This window comes from Aedoeadaptatus coli, from assembly GCF_900343085.1.
Lineage (GTDB): Bacteria > Bacillota > Clostridia > Tissierellales > Peptoniphilaceae > Aedoeadaptatus > Aedoeadaptatus coli.
Genome location: NZ_OPYI01000014.1, coordinates 38,790 through 56,888 on the forward strand (window position 1 = coordinate 38,790; position 18,099 = coordinate 56,888).

Annotated in this window: 19 protein-coding genes; 3 read left to right on the plus strand and 16 right to left on the minus strand. The window is 54.4% G+C overall.

Features of this window, described 5'->3' with window-relative positions:
• Positions 1 to 102: 102 nt before the first annotated feature.
• The 14 genes from DG046_RS08005 to DG046_RS08070 all read right to left on the minus strand — a co-directional run bounded on the left by DG046_RS08005 (position 103) and on the right by DG046_RS08070 (position 12,781).
• Entirely contained in the window at positions 103 to 975 is an 873-nt protein-coding gene (locus DG046_RS08005; protein WP_108831987.1) for a TMEM165/GDT1 family protein, read from the minus strand.
• Between the two features lie 30 nt (positions 976 to 1,005).
• Positions 1,006 to 2,751: a DUF4153 domain-containing protein gene (locus DG046_RS08010; RefSeq protein WP_108831988.1), complete on the minus strand. Its 1,746-nt coding sequence runs from the start codon at positions 2,749 to 2,751 to the stop codon at positions 1,006 to 1,008.
• A gap of 9 nt (positions 2,752 to 2,760) precedes the next feature.
• The gene (gene cls / locus DG046_RS08015; RefSeq protein WP_159082107.1) at positions 2,761 to 4,335 is read right to left on the minus strand and encodes a cardiolipin synthase; all 1,575 of its coding nucleotides are present in this window, start codon (positions 4,333 to 4,335) and stop codon (positions 2,761 to 2,763) included.
• 204 nt (positions 4,336 to 4,539) lie between these two features.
• Complete coding sequence (locus tag DG046_RS08020) at positions 4,540 to 4,950, minus strand: F0F1 ATP synthase subunit delta/epsilon (RefSeq protein WP_108831990.1); 411 nt, start codon at positions 4,948 to 4,950, stop codon at positions 4,540 to 4,542.
• On the minus strand, positions 4,947 to 6,404 hold the full coding sequence (gene atpD / locus DG046_RS08025; RefSeq protein ID WP_108831991.1) for a F0F1 ATP synthase subunit beta: 1,458 nt from the start codon (positions 6,402 to 6,404) through the stop codon (positions 4,947 to 4,949). Before atpD ends, DG046_RS08020 begins: the two co-directional genes overlap by 4 nt.
• Positions 6,405 to 6,418: 14 nt before the next feature.
• A complete protein-coding gene (gene atpG, locus DG046_RS08030) occupies positions 6,419 to 7,276 on the minus strand; it encodes an ATP synthase F1 subunit gamma (protein ID WP_108831992.1) in 858 nt (285 codons plus the stop codon).
• A 9-nt stretch (positions 7,277 to 7,285) separates the two neighbouring features.
• Positions 7,286 to 8,785 carry a F0F1 ATP synthase subunit alpha gene (gene atpA / locus DG046_RS08035; protein WP_108831993.1) on the minus strand — a complete coding sequence of 500 codons (1,500 nt, stop codon included), beginning with the start codon at positions 8,783 to 8,785 and terminating at the stop codon, positions 7,286 to 7,288.
• A gap of 11 nt (positions 8,786 to 8,796) precedes the next feature.
• Positions 8,797 to 9,327, minus strand: coding sequence for an ATP synthase F1 subunit delta (gene atpH / locus DG046_RS08040; protein WP_108831994.1), 531 nt, complete (start codon positions 9,325 to 9,327; stop codon positions 8,797 to 8,799).
• Positions 9,320 to 9,820, minus strand: coding sequence for a F0F1 ATP synthase subunit B (gene atpF, locus DG046_RS08045; protein ID WP_108831995.1), 501 nt, complete (start codon positions 9,818 to 9,820; stop codon positions 9,320 to 9,322). The genes atpH and atpF overlap by 8 nt, the downstream gene beginning before the upstream one ends.
• 34 nt (positions 9,821 to 9,854) lie before the next feature.
• Positions 9,855 to 10,112, minus strand: coding sequence for an ATP synthase F0 subunit C (atpE, locus tag DG046_RS08050; protein WP_108831996.1), 258 nt, complete (start codon positions 10,110 to 10,112; stop codon positions 9,855 to 9,857).
• Positions 10,113 to 10,142: 30 nt separating this feature from the next.
• Positions 10,143 to 10,868: a F0F1 ATP synthase subunit A gene (atpB, locus tag DG046_RS08055; RefSeq protein ID WP_108831997.1), complete on the minus strand. Its 726-nt coding sequence runs from the start codon at positions 10,866 to 10,868 to the stop codon at positions 10,143 to 10,145.
• Complete coding sequence (locus DG046_RS08060; protein ID WP_108831998.1) at positions 10,865 to 11,251, minus strand: ATP synthase subunit I; 387 nt, start codon at positions 11,249 to 11,251, stop codon at positions 10,865 to 10,867. The genes atpB and DG046_RS08060 overlap by 4 nt, the downstream gene beginning before the upstream one ends.
• Positions 11,248 to 11,448, minus strand: coding sequence for an AtpZ/AtpI family protein (locus DG046_RS08065; RefSeq protein WP_234411489.1), 201 nt, complete (start codon positions 11,446 to 11,448; stop codon positions 11,248 to 11,250). The genes DG046_RS08060 and DG046_RS08065 overlap by 4 nt, the downstream gene beginning before the upstream one ends.
• 94 nt (positions 11,449 to 11,542) lie before the next feature.
• Positions 11,543 to 12,781 carry a DNA polymerase Y family protein gene (locus tag DG046_RS08070; protein WP_108832006.1) on the minus strand — a complete coding sequence of 413 codons (1,239 nt, stop codon included), beginning with the start codon at positions 12,779 to 12,781 and terminating at the stop codon, positions 11,543 to 11,545.
• Between the two features lie 155 nt (positions 12,782 to 12,936).
• Here DG046_RS08070 and DG046_RS08075 point away from each other — a divergent pair, with 155 nt between their 5' ends.
• The 3 genes from DG046_RS08075 (at position 12,937) to DG046_RS08085 (ending at position 16,058) form a co-directional block, all read left to right on the plus strand.
• Positions 12,937 to 13,350 carry a helix-turn-helix domain-containing protein gene (locus tag DG046_RS08075; RefSeq protein WP_108831999.1) on the plus strand — a complete coding sequence of 138 codons (414 nt, stop codon included), beginning with the start codon at positions 12,937 to 12,939 and terminating at the stop codon, positions 13,348 to 13,350.
• Positions 13,334 to 13,888 carry an ImmA/IrrE family metallo-endopeptidase gene (locus tag DG046_RS08080; RefSeq protein ID WP_108832000.1) on the plus strand — a complete coding sequence of 185 codons (555 nt, stop codon included), beginning with the start codon at positions 13,334 to 13,336 and terminating at the stop codon, positions 13,886 to 13,888. Before DG046_RS08075 ends, DG046_RS08080 begins: the two co-directional genes overlap by 17 nt.
• A 64-nt stretch (positions 13,889 to 13,952) precedes the next feature.
• Positions 13,953 to 16,058, plus strand: coding sequence for a stalk domain-containing protein (locus DG046_RS08085; RefSeq protein WP_108832001.1), 2,106 nt, complete (start codon positions 13,953 to 13,955; stop codon positions 16,056 to 16,058).
• 109 nt (positions 16,059 to 16,167) lie between these two features.
• Here the strand turns inward: DG046_RS08085 and DG046_RS09930 are convergent, their stop codons facing one another.
• Positions 16,168 to 16,299 carry a hypothetical protein gene (locus DG046_RS09930; protein ID WP_255419590.1) on the minus strand — a complete coding sequence of 44 codons (132 nt, stop codon included), beginning with the start codon at positions 16,297 to 16,299 and terminating at the stop codon, positions 16,168 to 16,170.
• Between the two features lie 78 nt (positions 16,300 to 16,377).
• Positions 16,378 to 17,568 carry a pyridoxal phosphate-dependent aminotransferase gene (locus DG046_RS08090; protein ID WP_108832002.1) on the minus strand — a complete coding sequence of 397 codons (1,191 nt, stop codon included), beginning with the start codon at positions 17,566 to 17,568 and terminating at the stop codon, positions 16,378 to 16,380.
• Between the last annotated feature and the right edge of the window lie 531 nt (positions 17,569 to 18,099).

Sequence of the window (18,099 nt, forward strand, 5' to 3'; positions counted from 1 at the left end):
CATAAAAACGAAAAGAAGGCTGAAGATTCGGCCTTCTTTTTTTGTTCAATCTTTATTGATGACTCGAGGGCAAGAAAAAAAGCCGCGAGCGGCCCTTACCGATCACAGCTTTTTGATGTCGTCGTATATTTCCGGGTCCACGCCGTGGATGCGCTCCACGTGGCCCAGCACGTCGCCGATAAAGGGAATATCTTCGCCGAAGTATTTCCCCGTAATGGCTTCGATTTCTTTTGCAATGGCGGCCTCTTCTTCCGGGGTCTTTGCCGCACGCACCCGCTTGTAGGCTTCGTAAAGGTAGCGGGAGTCCCGTTTTTTCCGCGCCTTTTGATTCAGAATCAAGATGTACACTACGGCGATGGCGAGGATGAGGGCGTAGAGGATGATCCAGAAGGGCGTCTTAAAGCCCGCGTCCACGGCGCCGTAGAGTTTCAGTGTGCCGAAGAGGAGAAAGAGAAAGGCCGCAAAGTAATTGAGCGTCACTTGGGGAATTTTCTTTCCCACGTATTTGCCCACGAGGATGCCGAAGAGGGAGACGAGGATCATGGAAGAGACGGTGGCGAGAAAAATCACTGCCGGCCGCTCGCTGTTCATGGCCAGGGTCATGGCCATGAGCTGGGTCTTGTCGCCCAGTTCGCCGACGAAAAAGGCGGAGGCCACGGTGAGTACCGGCCCCATGGAGGAGGCCTTCACCGCTTCTTCTTCCTCTTCGTCGTAATCCATCTTCAGAGCCGAGAGGCCGAAGAATAAAAACAGAATGCCGGCGATGATCTGTAAAAAGGTGAGGTTGTTGAAGACGCCGGCGATTAAGACGGCGGCCAAAATGGCCAGGCCGTGGTTTAATCCGATCCCCAAACTCACCCCGCCGAGCACCGTCCGCGTCGGGTAGGTGGTGGCGAAGGCCAAGGCCAAGAATTGCGACTTGTCTCCCATTTCGCCGATAAATACCATGACAAAGGCTTCGATGAATTCACGCAAAATAATGCTTCCCTTTCCTGTTTCTGATGCTTACTTTCCTTCCTTCTCCCGAACCAATACACAAAGGGAGATTCCCGCGTCGGGATCCACTTCCCCTTGGGCGGAGAAAAATACCGTGCCCGTGACGTAAATCTTGTAGGCGCAGCGGTTTCTTTCCCCTTCCATGGTCAGGTCCTCGGGCTCGATCTCGCCTTTGGTTTGGCGCAAGATGCGGATCTTCTCGCGCACAGCTTTCAGATCCACGTTCACGGAATCCTCGTCGTTTAAATGCACGGTGACGCTGCCGCGGATTCGCTCGGTCTTCAGACCCGAGGCGGCTTCCGGTTCCCCGACGCCGTAGGTGTCGATAAAGTAGGCCTTGTCGTAGCCCGAAACGTCCACGCCTTCTGCCATATCCATGGCGTAATTTAAATCCGTCACCGGCCCGGCGTTATCCGGCGTAAAGCCGTAGATGCGTTCCATGGCCTCGGAGGAATTGGCGTCCCGCAAATAGGCCACGTGGGACACGTCGTGGTGCTGTATCAGGTAATCGACGATTTCCTGAATCTCCCGCTTTTCTTTCACGGAGAGATTCCCGGAAGGCACCACTTCGCCGCCCTTTAACATGTGATTGGCGACGAGGATGCGGTCCAGGCGCTTTTTCTGGGAGCGAAAAGCCACGCTGTCGGCGCTGATGGGCCCGCCGAAGACGGAAACCAAGAGCACCGCCACCAAGGTCATGGGGAGGATCATGTGCAGCTCCCGCTTCTGAACGATGAAGTGGACCATGGCGAAGGCCACCCACAGGCCAAGGGCGAAGATCATGTAGCGATTTTCCGTGAGGCCGTATTGATGCACCCGCAAAAACCAGGCGTAGTACATGAGGCCCAAGAGGGGCAGGGCCGCCGGGGGCATGGCTTTTCTGAAGTAGTAGGCGCCGGTGCGGTCCCGGTTGTGGTCCACCATAAAGAGCACGAAGACGGCAAGGGCCATGGGCCAAAGGATGAGGTTCACGACGCTGGTGGTGGGCAGCTCGTGCAAAAAGAGAATCTTCGCCATGTACAGGTACAGGAGCAGGACGTAAAGGCCCAGAACCGGCGCGAGAATATTGTTAAACAAATTGTTGATCACGTGGATGCCCGCGCCGTAGGGGCTGCGGCCCCCTTCCACGGCGCTTAGGCGTGAGAGAAAGATAGCCGCCATAAAGGGCATAAAGCAAATCGTGGCCAAATACATAACCGCCGTGGAAAAATCCACCACGCCGAATAAAACATCGGCCCCGACGAGCAAGAGGCACATGGCCGCGAAGAGGACGAAGGCGTAGAGATAGGCCACGGCGATTTCGATGGTGAGGATCAGCACATAGGCGGGGAACCTGCGCTCGTCGTGGATCTTTCCGCCGCAAAAGACCATGATCCCCGAGGCGGCGAAGAGGGCCCAGGTGGGCATGGCGAAGTAAATGTCCACCCCTTCTTTTCCCATGGAGGCCAGGCGAAAGCCGCTGATCACGAGAAAAAGCAGCACGCCCAACCAGGTGCCCAAAAGCAGGGCGTGGAAATTTTCCTTTTCCCGCACGCTTTCAAGATACAAATAGGCCGCCGCGGTAACGAAAAAACCGATGACGGCGACGGCGGAAAAGAGAAGGGGCGAGGCGTTAAACACCGTGGCTTCGTTTCGTTGAAGCCAGATGCACTGAAAGATCGCCGCCAAGACGGCAAAAGCCATGGACAGGGGAAAGCGGCGAAAGGCCTCCTTCCCCTGCTTAAGCTCCTGAGCAATAAGGCGTAAAAGTTTCATAGATACCTCCTACATAATGGGGGCGAAGATGCGAAGCACGCGGCCCGCCGCCCGTTGGAAGTAGTTGAATTCCATGCACATGTCCATGGTAAAGGGCGTGCATTCCTTGAGCGTCTCCTGAAAATCCGCTTCCACTTTGCGGGCCATGGCCTCGTCGTAAAAATAGGCGGCGCATTCGAAGTGGAGAAACAGGGAGCGGTAGTCACAGTTAATGGTGCCCACCACGGCCTTTCGGTCGTCGGAGACGAAGCTCTTGGCGTGGACAAAGCCCGGCGTGTATTCGTAGATCTCCACGCCGTTTCGAATGAGCTCCTTGTAGTAGCTGCGGGTCACCCGAAAGACGATTTTCTTGTCGGGGATGTGGGGCGTAATGATCTTCACATCCGTTCCCGTGTGGGCCAGGTGGATTAAATCGCTCTTGGTCTCGTCGTCGAGAATCAAGTAAGGCGTCATAATGTGCAGATAGTTTACCGCCTGATTCACCATGTCGTTGTAGACTTCTTTGCCCACGCGGTTCTTGCCGTAAGGGTCGTCGCCGAAGGGAATCACATAGCCCGACTTCTTGCCTTTGTATTCTTCTTCCGGCGGCATAATGTAGGGCCTAAAGCTTTCCGGATCGTCGGCGTTCACATCCCACATGGCCAAAAACATATTGGTGAAGCTGCGCACCGCCGCCCCGTAGATGGTGACGCCCGTGTCCTTCCAGTGGCCGAAGGGAGCCGTCAGGTTCACGTACTCGTCGGCTAAATTGATCCCGCCGGTAAAGGCCACCTTGTTGTCGATGACCAAAATCTTTCGGTGGTCCCGGTGGTTTTGATACAGACTCAATACGGGCACGATGGGCTTAAAGACCTTGGTCTTAATGCCCAATTCTTCCATGGCGCGGCGGTATTTAATTGGGAGCTTTGTGAGCACCGCCGTGCCATCGTACATCAGGCGCACTTCCACGCCCTCTTGGACTTTGCGCTTCAGTATATCTAAAATGCTGTCCCACATTTCCCCCTGTTGGACGATGAAGTATTCCATAAAGATGAATTTTTCCGCCTTTTCAAGCTCCTCAAGCATGCGGCGCCAGTAGTCTTCGCCAATGGGATAATAGTCGCATTCCCCGTTTCGGTAAATGGGGAAATCTTCCTGATTCCACAAAAAACGCGCCGTGTTGTAGAAGAGGGGATCTTCCATGCGGGTCTCTTCCATAATTTCCGGATCCTGGCGGTAGTAGGTGAAGTTCTTCTTCTTGGATGTTTCGAATTTTTCCGAAAACCAGCGGCGCATAATGTCCCATTTGCTCAAGATGTAGAGAAAGGCGCCGAACATGGGCAAAATGATCATGGTAAAGAGAAAGGCCACCTTGTACACCGGGTCGTTTCGTTTGTCGTTGACGATGTGCAGGCCGACGCCTAAGTCCACGACAAAGAAGAGCCCTTGAAGCAGGTCTTCGTGCTCTTTCAGAAAAAGCCCCACGGCATAGATTAAGGCGAACTGCAGCAAAAACAGAACGCCGTAGAGAATCAAGGTGGTCAACACTCCGGGAAGGGAGTTTTTTATTCTGAAACGATTGGTAAAATCCGCGAAGTCACTCATCATGTCCTCTTCTCTAAATCCCATATTGAAAGCGAGCCGTTTACGAATTTATTATAGCACGCCTCAATTGTGCATACCAGAAGCGCGGCGGCGGGGATTTCTCAGAAAGTATCTGTGAATTTTCCCGTTTTCGGCAAACCCGCCTTTTCCCTCACCTTCTTCTCCCACAAAAACAGCCGCCGGAGATCTCCGACGGCTCGCTTTTCAGTTTTCGGCATTGTTTAAACGGTTAATGGCCCTCAGCAGGGAAAGCTTGGCTTCTTTGTAGCTTTGCCGACTGGTGTCTTCTCCCTTCGACTCCGCCTCTTTCAGCCACGCTTCGGCACGGTCTTTGGCCTTTTGCGCCCGCGTCGCGTCGATGTCGTAGGTCCACTCGAAGGCGGTGGTAGCCACGGTGGCTACATTGTCTTTCATGGACACGTAGCCGCCGTGAACGACGCCGACTTTTACGCCGCCGTCCATATAGACCTTCATGGTGTTGTAGGCCAGGGGCGTGACGATGGGCGCCGTGTTTTCCATGAGCATCAAATCGCCTAAGATCCCGCGAACGATGACTTTGTCCACCTGTTTTTCAAAGCCGTCGGCGTGAGGGGTCACCAGACGCAGGTCGATCATTGTTCATCCCCTTCTTCCGCTTCGTCTTTTTCAGGCGCAGCTTCCGAAGCTTCCGATTCTTTTTCGGCCGCCGCCGCTTTTTCCAAAACTTCGTCGATGCCGCCGACAAAGAGGAAGGCGGATTCGGGCACCTCGTCGTGCTTGCCTTCTAAGATTTCCTTAAAGCCGCGCACCGTCTCTTCGATGGGCACGTACTTGCCGTCGATGCCGGTGAATTGGCTGGCGACGCTGAAGGGTTGCGACAAGAACCGTTGCACCTTCCGCGCACGGGCCACGGTGATCCGTTGGTCTTCGGACAATTCTTCCAGGCCCAAAACGGCGATAATGTCTTGCAGGTCTTTGTACTCTTGAAGCACTTCCTGTACCTTGCGCGCCACGGCGTAGTGTTCTTCGCCCACCACATTGGGGTCGAGAATACGGCTCGTGGAGTCCAGAGGATCCACGGCGGGGTAGAGCCCCATGCCGGCGATGTTTCTCGAAAGAACCGTGGTGGCGTCCAAGTGGTTAAAGGTGGTGGCAGGCGCCGGGTCGGTTAAGTCGTCGGCGGGAACGTAGACGGCTTGCACCGAGGTGATGGAGCCTTTTTTCGTGGAGGTGATCCGCTCTTGAAGGGCGCCCATTTCCGTTGCCAGGGTCGGTTGGTAGCCGACGGCGGAAGGCATGCGGCCCAAGAGGGCGGAGACTTCACTCCCCGCTTGGGTAAAGCGGTAGATATTGTCGATAAATAAGAGCACGTCTTGGCCGGCTTCGTCGCGGAAGTATTCCGCCATGGTGAGGCCCGTCAGGGCGACGCGCATCCGGCTTCCCGGCGGTTCGTTCATTTGGCCGAAGACCAGGGCCGTCTTGTCGATGACGCCGGAGTCGATCATTTCGTAGTAAAGGTCGTTCCCTTCGCGGGTACGCTCGCCGACGCCGGTGAAGACGGAAATCCCCCCGTGTTCCTGAGCGATGTTGTGGATCAGCTCTTGAATCAAGACGGTCTTGCCGACGCCGGCCCCGCCGAAGAGGCCGACCTTGCCGCCCTTGGCGTAGGGGCAGAGGAGGTCGATGACCTTGATCCCCGTTTCGTAGACTTCATTGGAGGTGTCCTGATCTTCGAAAGTGGGGGCTTTTCTGTGAATGGGCATGGTTTCATCGCCCTTTAAGGCGTCTTTGCCGTCGATGGGCTCGCCGAGGACGTTGAACATGCGGCCCAGGGTTTCGTTTCCTACGGGAACGGAAATCGCCGCGCCGGTATCTTTCGCATCCATGCCCCGCTTCAGGCCGTCGGTGGCGCCCAGGGCGATGCAACGCACCATGTCGTCGCCGATGTGTTGGGCCACTTCCACGGTGAGGACTTCCTCGTCGTTTTGAATTTTAATGGCGTTTAACAGATCCGGCAGGTGATCCTGCTCGAATTGGATGTCTACAACAGGCCCGATGACCTGGCAGATGGTTCCTATATTCTCATGCATACCGATACCTCTTCCTATTGCACAGCATCCGCAGCCGAGACGATTTCGGTGATTTCATTGGTAATCGCCGCTTGTCTGGCCCGGTTGTAATTGGTTTGCAGTTCGTCGATCATGTCGTGGGCATTGTCCGACGCATTTTCCATGGATACCCGTCGGGATCCCTGTTCCGAGGCCGCCGCTTCGATAAGGGCACCGAAGATGGCCGTCTCCACGTACATGGGGATCAGGTAGTCCAGTACCGATTCGGGCGAGGGCTCGAATTCGATTTGCGTCCGAGGGGCGTGGGAATCTTCCTTGGCCTTTAAGTCCTCGGAGGGCAAGATGGAAGTGACGCCGGCTTGGTAGCTGATGGTGGAGATAAATTTCGTGTAGACGATTCGAATGGCGTCCACTTCTTTATTTTCGTAAAGTTCCATGGCTACGGCAGCCAGATCCCGGGCGTTGGAATAGCTCGGGTTTTCGCTGAGGCCCGTGTAGGCTTTCACGATGTCGTAATCGCGACGCTCGAAATAGTCCTTGGCCTTGTTGCCCACCACCAACAGTTTTGATCGGCAGCCGTCCGCTTTAATGGTGCTTTCGGTGAGGCGCAGCACATTGGCGTTGTAGCCGCCGGCCAGCCCCTTGTCCGAGGTAAGCACGATGTAGAGGACGGTTTCTTTTTCCCGCTTCGCCAGAAGGGGATGGTCCTCTCCCAAAATGGAGAGAATGCCTTGAATGTCGTCGACGACGGTTTGGAAGTAAGGTCTGGTTTTGGCAAGTCGAATGCGGGCGCGACGAAGCTTGGCCGTGGAGACCATCTCCATGGCCTTGGTAATTTGCAAAATGCTGTTTATGCCTCGAATGCGCCGTTTAATTTCTCTCGTAGATGCCATAAAAACCTCCTATCGCGTCTGTTTAAACTCGACGAGGCTTGCTTTTATCGCGTCTTCGATGGCATCGGTCATGGTCTTTTGCTCGCGCAAGTCTTTAATGAGTTCGGGATGGTGATTTTCCACATAGAGCAGGTACTCTTCTTCGAAATTCAACACATCGTCCACATCCACATCCAAGAGATAACCCTTGGTGACGGCGTAGAGGATCAAGACTTGATGCTCCAGCTTCATGGGGCGGTATTGGGGTTGACGCAAAATGCGCATCATCCGCTCCCCTTGGGCCAGTGTCCGTTGGGTTTCCTTGTCCAGTTCGCTGCCGAATTGGGCGAAGGAGGCCAGGTCTCTGTATTGGGCCAGATCCAATTTCATGGTGGAAGACACGTTTTTAATGGCCTTCGTTTGGGCGGCGCCCCCGACCCGAGAGACGGAAAGGCCCGTGTTAATGGCCGGCCGTTGCCCGGCGAAGAACAGGTCCGTTTCCAAGAAGATTTGGCCGTCGGTAATGGAGATGACATTGGTGGGAATGTAGGCGGAAATGTCTCCGGCTTGGGTTTCGATAATGGGCAGAGCCGTAATGGATCCGCCGCCGTACTCGTCGCTCATGCGGGCCGCCCGCTCCAATAATCTGGAGTGCAGGTAGAAGACGTCGCCGGGGAATGCTTCACGTCCCGGCGGACGACGCAAAAGAAGACTCATGGTCCGGTAGGCGACGGCGTGTTTCGACAGGTCGTCGTAGACGATGAGCACGTCTTTTCCCTGAGCCATAAATTCTTCCGCCATGGTGACCCCGGCGTAGGGGGCGATGTATTGGATCGGCGAAAGTTCCGCCGCCGTGGCCGCCACGACGATGGTGTGATCCATGGCTCCGTGTTGTTCCAATGTGTCGACGATTTGTGCCACGGTGGAGGTCTTTTGACCGATGGCCACATAGATACAAATGACGTCGGTGTCTTTTTGATTAATGATGGCGTCGATGGCAATGGCGGTTTTGCCCGTTTGCCTATCGCCGATGATCAGTTCCCGTTGGCCGCGGCCGATGGGGAACAGGGCGTCGATGGCCTTGGTGCCCGTTTGCAGGGGCTCGGTGACGGATTGTCTCGTAATGACCCCGGGGGCGATTTTTTCGATGGGCATGGTTTTTTCGTAGGGGTAGTCGCCTTTGCCGTCGATGGGCGCGCCCAGGGCGTTGACGACGCGGCCCAGAAGGCCTTCGCCGACGGGAACCTGCACGACTTTGCCCGTGGCCTTGACTTCGTCCCCTTCTTTAATGTCGCCGTCGCCGAGTAAGACGACGCCCACATTGTTAACTTCCAGGTTTTGGACCATGCCGTAAATGCCGCCGGGAAATTCGATTAATTCGCCGGCCTTGGCGTCTTCCAGGCCCCAGATGCGGGCGATTCCGTCGCCGACCTCGATGACGGTGCCCACATCTTCCATGACCAAGTCGACATTATAGTTTTTGATCTGCTCCCGTATGACGGCGCCGATCTCTTTTGATCTTAGATTCATGTCTCACCTCTCTATGCGTTTCTTCTCAAGCTGCGCCCTAAATCCTCAAGCTGCCTCGACAGGCTGCGGTCGATGACGCCATCTTCGGTGATGATTTTCACGCCGCCGATTAAGCTCGGATCGATTTCGACCTTTACCTCCACTTGGCCCGGACGGTTTTTTCCGTAGGCGGTTCGGATGGCTTCAACTTTTTCGTCGGACAGGGGCATGGGCGCGACGACGACGATCCGCTCGATGTTTTTGGCCTCGTAGCACATGTCTTCGTAGGCGTCTAAAATGCGCACCAGGCGATTCGAGCGGCCGTGATCGGCCACGACGTAGAGCAAATTAAACAAGGGCTCGGGCAATGTGTCGCCAAACACTTTTTTAATTAGCGCGTGTTTTTGTTCCGGGCGAAGCTTCGGATGGGACAGGGCGGTGAGAAAGGCTTTGTCTTTGTATGCCTCCCGCACATCGTCCAGATAATCCAACAGATCGTCGCCGGATGCTTTCTGCACTTCATAGAGAGCGATGCTGTATTTGCTCAGGCCTTCATCATACATGGTTCTTCTCCAAGTCTTTGATGAGGCCGTCTACCAATGCGTCTTGATTTTTTGCGTCAATATTGTCTTGTAGCAGTTTTTCCGCGATCATCACGGCGAGATCGGCGGTTTCTTCGCGCACGTCTTTTAAGGCTTGGGCCTTTTCCAGGGCGATGTCTTTTTCCGCCTTGTCGATGATCTTTGCCGCGTGGGCCTTGGCTTCTTCCTCGGCGGATTTTTCCAGATCGCGGCCCCGTTCTCTGGAGGCTTCGATGATTTCAGCCCCCTCTTTGCGGGCCTGCTGTAATTTATCCTTGTATTTGTCGCGAAGCGCTTCCGCTTCATGCAACAGTTCCTCCGCCTCTTCAATTTCGGAGACGACACTGTTTTGCCTTTTTGTCAAAAATTCGTTCATCGGCTTATAGACAAAGTGGCGAATGACGAGAAACAGGATAAGTGTGGCGCCCCATTGTGCCAACACATTCCACATGTCCGGCACGACAAAAATTTCCATAGGGACAACTCCTTTCGGTTCTCTGCGCCTTTAATCAGCCTAATAAGGGTTTTACGAATAATAAGATAATAGCGATAACCAGACCGTAAATACCCGTGGTTTCCGCAACGGCTTGACCGAGGAGCATGGTTTGAACGATGTCCGCTTTCGCTTCCGGTTGACGTCCCACGGCGGCTGCCGCTTGACCTGCCGCATACCCTTGACCGACACCGGGGCCGATCCCTGCGATAACTGCTAAACCGGCGCCGATGGCCGAGCAACCTAAGATGAACGCTTCACTGGTGATTTGCATAGTGTTTTCCTCCCTATACACTTTCTATGATTACGACTGCTTTTTTGCTTTTCTCTCTGCGATTTCTTCCGGAGACGCCATGTCCGAGTTAATGTAGGTCATGGACAGCATGAGGAAGATAAAGGTTTGCAACACGCCGCTGAATACGTCGAAATAGCCGTGTAAGGGCCACGCGACGAGGGGAATGATGAATTTTGAGATCAAACCTAATCCCTGATAGACCAGACTCATAATTAACATGCCGCTTAATATGTTGCCGAACAAACGGAAACTGAGAGAGACGGGATTGGCCAGCTCTCCTAAAATATTAATGGGCGTTAAGATGGCGATGGGCTCGGCGTATTGCTTTAAGTAGCCTCCGATCCCCTTGGTCTTGACGGAGAAGAAGTGGATCATGGCAAAGGTAATTAAAGCGAGTGCCAGGGTGACATTGTAGTCGCTTGTCGGCGGTACAAAGCCCAAAAGCCCGGACAGATTGGCGCATACTAAAAACGCGCCCAAGGAGAGCATGTAGGGCGCAAACCCCATGTTGTGCTCGCCCATGGTCTGCACGGTCAGATTGTTGATCGCCTCGACAGCGATCTCGACGATGTGCAGAAGTCCCGTGGGCTTTTCCTTGAAATCGGCTTTTTTGATTTTCGAGTGAATATACAAGCTGAGAATCCCGAGCACGATCACGATGACGAAGGTCGTGAACAGGGATTCGTGGAGCCATATGGTCTTATCACCTGCGTGAAAGACGATGCCTCGTTTCAAAAGCCCCCTCCTTTCTTACTGCGAAGATAGTCGAACATGTTTCTAAAGAGTATCACGTACTTGACGGATAATAGACCGAAAAACGTCCCCACAAGGCTCAAATACTCCGCCTTGGCCGCCACCACCAATGCCGCGGCGTACAGGGCGAAGCGAAACAGGTAGTGCATACCCGCGTAGCGCGACGCCTGCGCCTCGGTTTTGTCCACGGCGCGGAGCAAGGTAAGGTACATGAGCTTAAACATGGCCATGGCAATCAGCGAGCCGAAGATCCAGCCCAACACAGCGGGCTTCGGGTCTTTTAAGGCCATAAGAAGCACCCCCGAGACCACGAGCGTAAGCCCGGCGGTGAGGGCGATGTATTCGTTGGTGAAACGATCTTTCATAGCTTCTTGCCCAAGCGAAGGATGTTCATGACGCCGGCGGCGATGCCCAGAAGGGTGAGAATCAGAAGAAACAATCCGCTTCCGTCCGTTTTCTTGTCTAACCACGCACCGAGCAGCATGCACCCCAATATGGGCAGAAGGATATTCAGTCCCACCTGCGTAATTAAGGCCAAGCCGGTGTAAGGCGACTTTTTCACGGACACCACCTCCCTTTTCTGTCTATCCCCTATTTTATCGGATCCCCATGTTCTATTCAATCTATTTACCCCGTTTTCAGGGGTTTTTAAACGATTATCGAAAGACGGGATGGGGCAAAGTGATCACATCATTGGTACGAATGGGCATTTTCGTATCGTTCAGGAGCCCTAAAAAAGTTATGGCCTCTTCCCCGTAGCGCCGACGAATTGTATAAATGGCCCGGTCCAAATCCTCTTCTTTTTTCTTTTTTTCGTAATCTGAGAAAAAATCCGTCTGCACCGCCGCCTTGCTCGGCACGAGATTCGTGGCCCGAAGGGTCACGGCGCGAATGGGGCGAGCGGGATCCACCTTCTCCGTGTAAAGATCGAAGGCGCTGTCACGGAGCAAAAAAGAGGAGGCGCCGTCGGTGGGGAGCATGCGCTGAAAGGTCATGCTTCTTAAATCTTTATCCCGCAAATGAATCTCGATGCCCCGGGCCATGAGCTCCCCTTCCCTGAGCCTGCGCGCCACGTTCAGGGCGAGAATCTGAAAGATCCGCCGCACCTCCACGGGGTTCTTTAAATCTTCCCGAAGGGTGATGCCGTTGCCCACGCTTTTCACGGGCAGAAGGTCGTCTCGGTCCCGCACCGGATCTTCCTCCATGCCCCGAGCCTTTTTCCAAAGCTTTTCGCCGTTGATCCCGAGGCGGCTTTTCAAAAGAGATGGATCCGCCTGAGCCAAATCCCCCAAGGTGTGGATCCCCACGGCCCGCAGCTTTTCCTTCGTCTTGCTGCCGATGCCGATCATGGCGTCGGTGGGAAGGGGATAGACCTTCCTCGCCACGTCTTCCTCGGCGATGACCGTCACGGCATCGGGCTTTTTCATGTCGCTTCCCAGCTTCGCGAAGGTCTTTGTAAAGCTCACGCCCACGGAAACCGTAATGCCCAGTTCTTCTTTCATGCGCCGGCGAATGGCGTGGGCCATGGCCTCGCCTGTGCCGAAGAGATGCACACTCCCCGTCACATCCAGCCAACACTCGTCGAGACCGAAGGGCTCCACCTGATTGGTGTAGTCGTAGTAGATGGCCCGGGCCCTTCTGGAAAAATCCAAATACACCTCGTAGTGGGGCGCCACCACGATAAGGTTCGGGCATTTATTTTTCGCCTGCCACAGGGCCTCACCGGTTTTGATCCCCATGGCCTTGGCCTCCACGGACTTGGCCAGGACGATGCCGTGGCGATCTTCCACAGAGCCCCCCACCACCAGGGCCTTGCCCCGGAGGGCCGGGTTTCTCTGAATTTCGATGGAGGCGTAGCAATTGTTCATATCCGAATGTAAAATAACCCGTTTCACGGCGATCCTTTCTTGACAAAAGACGCAATTCATTTTATGATTTACGCAACTCGATTTCCTATTTGTTTCCATGATACGAAATTTGATTGCATATTTCAAGGCTGTTTTTCCATAGACGCGCAATTTAATTGCGTATAAACCATTCGAGGTGACCCATGACATTCGGAGAAAAAATAAAAAACCTGCGCAAGGAGCGGGGCATGACGCAAAAGGATTTGGCCGAGGCCCTGGGCCTTTCTTTGCGCACCATATCCAATTACGAAACCGGCGGCCTGCGCCCCCGCCACGACGCCACCTACGACGCCCTGGCCGCGCTCTTCCACGTGCCCAAAACCTATTTCTTTACGGAAGAAGACGCCTTTATCTCAGCGGCCGAGGCCCGCTGGGGAAAAAGCGGCGGTGCCGACGCCCGGGAATTGGTGGACGGGGGCATCGGGCTCTTTGCCGGCGGCCGCTTGGACGAGGAAGACAAGCAGGCGGTGTTTGAGGCCATACAGGAAGCCTATTTCCGCGCGAAGCTGGAGAACGAATCGAAGAAGGCGGGCGATCCTTATGAACAAGACGAGTAATCGCTACCGCCACCTTTACGACGACGCCAATCGCCTGCGGGCCCGCTACGGCGCAGATCCCAAGGCGGTGCTGGAGGCCCTGGGCGTAGGCCTCGTGGCCATGGCCACCTCCACGAAGCTCCTCGGGATGTACAAAACGGTGTTGAACAAGCCCTTCGTCTTTTACAACGACCGCATGCCGGCGCCGATTCAGCGCATGGTCCTGGCCCACGAGCTGGGCCACCACCTCTACCACAGAAACCACGCCGAGGCCGATGCCCTCATCGAATACACCCTCTTCCATTTAACCGATGCCATGGAGCTTGAGGCCAATATTTTCTCCGCCCACTTCCTTTTGGAAGACGAGGCGGTTTACGCCATGGCGCGATCGGGCTACTCCTACATGGACATGGCCCGGGCCTTTTCCGTGGACGTGAACCTCATGATCTTTAAGCTCAACGAAATGCAGCGCATGGGCTACGATCTGCCGCCCCTGGATCCGGCAGACAATCAGTTTTACAGAAAAATCGACGGACGCAAGCTTCCCGAGGATTTGTAACGGGATTAACACCCACAGAAAATCCCTTTTCCAGTACAATGGAAGAAAGAAAGAGGTGTTTCCTTTGAACGTATTTAAAAGGCAATTTGTATTTTTATGGGTCTTGGCCCTCGTGCTTCTCGTGCCCAAAGGCGCCGAGGCCGTCTCCCTAAAAGAAAACGGCCGCACCACCGTCTCCCCCGGCGTGGTGCGCCGCGAGCTTTCCGCAAAAATCGGCGGAAGAAACCACATCGTCGATGTGATCCAAGTGGATCTGAACAATCCCGGGGCGGATCTCGAGGTCATGGCCGGAGCGGGCAACTACACCCGCAAAGACACGGTGAGCCACATGGCCAATCGCACCGACGCCTACGCCGGCATTAACGGCGACTTCTTCAATATGTCCAAGCAAGGCGCCCCCTTCGGCCCCTCTGTCGTGGACGGCAAGCTTCAGTCCTCTCCCCTGGAATCCGTGGGCCTTTTCGCCTTCGGCATCGACAGCGGGAAAAACGCCTACATCGAAAGCTTTACCTTCAACGGCCGCGCCACCGCCCAAGACGGTGCCCACTACAAGATCAGCGGCCTGAACAAAACCGACTACATCATCAACCACACCCAAGTCCCCTCCCACAAAGACAGCATCCAATTGTACAACGACTTTTGGACCGCTCCCTCCCGCGGACTCAAAGGAAGCGGCGAAGTCTTGGTCGACGGCAATTTCGTCGTGGAACGGATTTCACTCGACAAGCCTATTCCCATGGTCACCCCCAAGGGCAAATACATTTTGCAGGTCAACGGACGGGCCAAAGACTTTATTCGAAACCACGTGAAGCCCGGGCAAAAACTGCGCCTGGACTACCGCGTGAGCCCGGACAGAAACTGGCGCTTTTTAATCGGCGGCCACGCCCTCTTGGTCAACGGCGGCAGGCCCCAGCCCTACATTATGGACGCGGTAGCCATCGACGGCTACCGGGCCCGAAGCGCCGCGGCCATTTCCAAAGACCGCAAAACCGTCTACCTCGTGGCCACGGAAGGCCGCACGAAAAAAAGCCGCGGCATGAAGCTGGACGAATGGGCAGCCACCGTGGCCGCCCTGGGCGTGGAAAAAGCCATTAACTTAGACGGCGGCGGCTCCACCACCTTGGTGGCCCGAGGCCACGGCGATTTCAAAAACACGAAAATCACCCGTCCCGAGAAAAACGGCGCCGAGCGGCGCATCGTCAACGGCATCGGCGTCATGAACAACGCACCCAGAACCGCCCTGGCAGGCGGCGAAATCGCAGGCCCCCGCCACGTCGTGTTGGGCGAAGTGGCCACCTACAAGCTGAACAAGGCCTGGGACAGCAACTACCATCCCATTAAAGCCGAAAACGTGGGCTACAGCTTAACGGACAGCACCTTCGGCAAAGACGCCTGGATCTACAGCCGCTTCCTCTCGCCGAAGGTGGGCAAGACCAACATCGTCCTGACCACCTCAGGCGGCGTCACCATCACCCTGCCCGTGGACATTCAAAGCCCCGCCGCATTAAAAAGCTTCACCCTCGCTGCAAAAGAGAGCGGCAACACCATTAGCCTGGCCCCGAAAGGCGTCACCAAAGCCGGCAGAAGCATCGCCATCGACCCGGCCCAAATCGCCTGGACCGTAGAAAACGGCGCGGCGAAATCGGACACAAGCAGCTGGAAAGCTCCCGGCGCCGGCGTGAAAGAGCCCGCCGCCATCTTCCGCCAAGAAAAAGCACAAGGCGCCTACGTGGCCTACAAGGCAAACTTCGGCGGACACGAGGCCAGCTATGTGAAGGAATCGCCGGGCTATGCGAAAGTGCGCATGACCGTGGGCAAGAAAAACTTTACCTTCGCCGGCGAAAACCGCACCATGGACACGACGCCGGTGATTCGAAACAACCGCACCCTCGTGCCCCTGCGCTTCTTAATGGAAGCCTACGGCGCCGAAGTCACCTGGGACAATGAGAGCCGCACGGCCATGGTAAACTACAAGGGCCACACCATTGCCCTTCCCGCGAACAAAAACGAAGCCACAATCGACGGCAACACCGTCGCCCTCGATGTGGGCGCCACGATCCAAAACAACCGCACCATGGTGCCCCTGCGCTTTATCGTGGAAAATATGGGCATGGAAGTGTACTACGAAAATTCCGATCGCTCCATCTCCATCTTCCAAAAAATCAATTAAAGCCTTTTAGGGCAAAAGGAAAGCACCCGAAAAAACGGGTGCCCCATACAGTCGGACTTAATCGAGTAAGCATTTCGCTTGCTCGATTTTGTTTTACATAACTTATTTTCTATGCGGATATCATGCGTTCAAGGCATTGCTTTGGGCTCAGGCCTCCTAAATTTTCTTTGATTCGATCGTTATTGTCGTCGCCGTTGCCTTTTTCGACGATTTTTTTCAATTCGTCACTGTATTTTGCCATTAAAAGACCCCTAAAGGTCGGATTTCTCGGTCCGACTTTTGGGGGTCCGTGCATTTACCTAAGGTTTTTATTCTTCTCTTATCTTGCTTTGTATGCTTTCAGGCCTTCGTCGAGGATGTGCATTGCTTTTCTCAATGCGTCGACGTTGAGTACGTAGGCCAAACGAACTTGGCTCAGGTAGTCTTCGCTGTGTTCGTAGAAGCCTGCGGCGGGAGCCATCATGAGGGTTTCGCCGTCGACATCGAATTCTTCAAGCAACCAGCGGCAGAAGTCTTCGGCATCGTCGACGGGCAGGTCGGCTACGGTGTAGAAAGCGCCGCCGGCCATGTTGCATTTCACGCCGTCGATCTTGTTTAATTCTTCGACGATGACGTCGCGACGTTCTTGATAGATTTCGGAGATTTGATCCAAGTAGGAATCGTCGATTTCATAGAGGGCTGCGGCACCGATCATGTCCACGGTGGGGCAAGCCAAGCGGCCGGTCGCCAGTTTGTTGGCGGCGGCGATGAAGTCTTTGTTCATGCAGGCCAGGTTACCGATACGGGCGCCGCAACCGCTGAAGCGTTTGGAGATGGAGTCTTGAAGGATCAGGCGATCTTGGATGCGTTCGATGGTACCGAAGCTGTGGAATTTTTGGCCGTCGAAGATAAATTCGCGGTAGAGTTCTTCAGCAATGATCCAAAGATCGTGTTCGATGGCGATGTCTGCGATCAATTCGATTTCTTCTTGGGTGTAAACGGCACCGGTGGGGTTGCCGGGGTTGGCCAAGAGGATGGCTTTGGTTTTGTCGGTGATCTTGGATTCGATGACTTCTCTCGAGGGGAGGTGGAAGTCGTCTTCGACGACGGTGGGGAAAGTGGTTACCGTGGTCGAGGTTTCGATGAAGTAGGAGTAGTAGTTGGTGTAGTAGGGTTCGCAGGTGAGGATTTCATCGCCTACATCGGTAATTGCGAGCAGGGTGAAAAGAAGGGCTTCGGAGCCGCCTGCGGTAACGACGATGTCGTCAGCGGTCATGGGGATGTCTCTGCGTTGGTAGTATTTTGCCATGCCTTCGCGAAGTTCGGGAAGACCCGGAGAGGGTGCATAGCTTAATACTTTCATGTCGATGTTTTTAATGGCATCGAAGAATTCTTGCGGGGTTTCGACGTCCGGTGCACCAATGTTTAAGTGGTAAACCTTTTTCCCTGCTTCTTTCGCTTTGTTTGCGTAGGGGGTGAGTTTACGGATGGCACTGTAAGGCATGGACTCGATACGATTGGATAGTTTCATAATAGTCTCCTCTCTTTCTCTATGACTATCTTCATTATAGTGGATATAAAACGATTTCTCAAGGGAAGAACGAGGGTATATTGTCGGCAAAAGCGGGGATTTTGGTTTTTTCTTTTGTTTTGATGGGAAAGTGGGCTTCATGATGTTGAAGGAAGGAGGAGACGCCCCCGAGCCCCCAGGAGATTGCTTACGCTGCGGACTTTTTTAAATTATGTCGCTTCTTCAATTATGTTTGTTCTTGATTTCTGATTCCAATTGAGTCCTGCCCGCCGAGGGATCCTGCGGATGGCAAATAGTTGATATGCGTAGCCAACTGAAAGACGTGTTGATTTATTTTTCGCTTAAAAACCATTCCCGCACGGTTCTGAAACCCGGGGAAGGGGCCAGGGCGTTGCGATTCGCCCTGGATAGGTTACAATAATTAGGACAGTTTCCTTAAGGTGTGGTATCTTATGATCAACAAGGAGGATCACATGGATAAAGCACCTAGAAAAAGAAGAAACTTTACGGATGAATTTAAGCAGCACGTGG

What these genes read in the sequence shown, in the direction of transcription:
- DG046_RS08010 (WP_108831988.1), bottom strand. Translation starts at nt 2,751, where the DNA reads ATGAAACTTTTACGCCTTATTGCTCAGGAGCTTAAGCAGGGGAAGGAG.
- atpE (WP_108831996.1), bottom strand. Translation starts at nt 10,112, where the DNA reads ATGCAAATCACCAGTGAAGCGTTCATCTTAGGTTGCTCGGCCATCGGC.
- DG046_RS08090 (WP_108832002.1), bottom strand. Translation starts at nt 17,568, where the DNA reads ATGAAACTATCCAATCGTATCGAGTCCATGCCTTACAGTGCCATCCGT.
- DG046_RS08020 (WP_108831990.1), bottom strand. Translation starts at nt 4,950, where the DNA reads ATGATCGACCTGCGTCTGGTGACCCCTCACGCCGACGGCTTTGAAAAA.
- DG046_RS08060 (WP_108831998.1), bottom strand. Translation starts at nt 11,251, where the DNA reads ATGAAAGATCGTTTCACCAACGAATACATCGCCCTCACCGCCGGGCTT.
- DG046_RS08075 (WP_108831999.1), top strand. Translation starts at nt 12,937, where the DNA reads ATGACATTCGGAGAAAAAATAAAAAACCTGCGCAAGGAGCGGGGCATG.
- DG046_RS08080 (WP_108832000.1), top strand. Translation starts at nt 13,334, where the DNA reads ATGAACAAGACGAGTAATCGCTACCGCCACCTTTACGACGACGCCAAT.
- atpG (WP_108831992.1), bottom strand. Translation starts at nt 7,276, where the DNA reads ATGGCATCTACGAGAGAAATTAAACGGCGCATTCGAGGCATAAACAGC.
- atpF (WP_108831995.1), bottom strand. Translation starts at nt 9,820, where the DNA reads ATGGAAATTTTTGTCGTGCCGGACATGTGGAATGTGTTGGCACAATGG.
- cls (WP_159082107.1), bottom strand. Translation starts at nt 4,335, where the DNA reads ATGAGTGACTTCGCGGATTTTACCAATCGTTTCAGAATAAAAAACTCC.
- atpH (WP_108831994.1), bottom strand. Translation starts at nt 9,327, where the DNA reads ATGTATGATGAAGGCCTGAGCAAATACAGCATCGCTCTCTATGAAGTG.
- DG046_RS09930 (WP_255419590.1), bottom strand. Translation starts at nt 16,299, where the DNA reads ATGGCAAAATACAGTGACGAATTGAAAAAAATCGTCGAAAAAGGCAAC.
- atpD (WP_108831991.1), bottom strand. Translation starts at nt 6,404, where the DNA reads ATGCATGAGAATATAGGAACCATCTGCCAGGTCATCGGGCCTGTTGTA.
- atpA (WP_108831993.1), bottom strand. Translation starts at nt 8,785, where the DNA reads ATGAATCTAAGATCAAAAGAGATCGGCGCCGTCATACGGGAGCAGATC.